Origin of the sequence: Hyphomonas atlantica corrig., from assembly GCF_000682715.1 — a bacterium.
Classification (GTDB): Bacteria; Pseudomonadota; Alphaproteobacteria; order Caulobacterales; family Hyphomonadaceae; genus Hyphomonas; species Hyphomonas atlantica.
Window position 1 is genome coordinate 1 of record NZ_AWFH01000052.1, and the last position, 486, is coordinate 486.

Below are 486 nucleotides of genomic sequence, written 5' to 3' on the forward strand. Positions count from 1 at the left end.
CGGACAGCTCTTTCTGCAATATCGTACGTTGATCCGCAGGTGAAAGATCTGTCTCCTTCGGCGTTGTGTCCTTTTCAGAGGCTTGCTGTGCAGCTCGCGCTTCAGCCAACTCTATCGCGTCGCTTCTCGTTTCAGCCGCGAGTTCCTCGGTTCGCGCCGCACGTAGGTCGTCGCCCATGCGAGTGGCCTTGAACAACTGAGCCCACTCGTCTTTTGCGTGAGCTTTTATTTTGTATTCGTCACACTGAAGCTCGCTTTGGCCCTTCGCTTCCGCTGCCTCGGCAAGAACCAGCATGGCTATTCCTGCTTTTCTCGTGGAGGCGTGTGCGGAGGCACGCATCGAAGCAAACTGCAGGAACTCGTCATGCAGGCCCGTTCCTTGCTGAAGGAGAGTGGAGCAAATGCCGAAAACGTCATTGGAGACAAAACTGGCAAATAGAAATTGGTCAGCTCTCCCCTCTTGTTCGGCGACAGACACGAACATGG

At 54.7% G+C, this 486-nt stretch carries 1 pseudogene; it reads right to left on the bottom strand.

Annotated features, from left to right (window positions below):
* Positions 1 to 486, bottom strand: a pseudogene (locus HY36_RS18560) (hypothetical protein); the annotation flags it as partial.